The sequence below is a fragment of the Ralstonia sp. VS2407 genome, from assembly GCF_052950655.1.
The window spans coordinates 1-451 of sequence record NZ_JBRFVG010000303.1; the positions used below are offsets into that span (position 1 = coordinate 1).

Consider the following 451-nt stretch of genomic DNA (forward strand, 5'->3'; position numbering starts at 1 on the left):
GCGTTCTTCTTCAGGAAGCTCGTGTTGCAAACAATCCTCCATTCGTGCTCGGTCTGAAAATCAGGGTGCTTGCAGAACGCGCAAACGCGGTCGATGTGGTCTCGGGCGGAGTCGGTGACATCTTCGCCGACGAAGGGAGCCGACACGATCGTGCTCATCAAGTCGTCAATTTGAGCGTGGGCGACGCCCTCTTCGGCGTAGGCGACCGGACCGAAGCCCCATCCGTTTGCGCCCACCCCGAACGGAACAGGGGCGTAGCTAGGGGAGAGCAAAGCGGCTCCGATTTTCTTCCGCAGGGCGTTAACGTCGAAACCGATGGCGAAGCCGGTCCCGCGATCCGCGTAGGCAACCCATTGCGGAACGGAGTCTTTCTTCTCTGAAAAACAGCAGACGTAGTAGTCGCTGACGTCTTCGAGCAATTCGAAGCGCACCTTCAAGGCCAGATGCAAAT

At 58.3% G+C, this 451-nt stretch carries 1 protein-coding gene; it reads right to left on the reverse strand.

Annotation, left to right across the window (positions count from 1 at the left end):
- A partial coding sequence (locus ACU8YE_RS25175) for a DUF2971 domain-containing protein (protein ID WP_446930286.1) occupies nt 1-431 on the reverse strand: 431 nt, incomplete at its 3' end.
- Between the last annotated feature and the right edge of the window lie 20 nt (nt 432-451).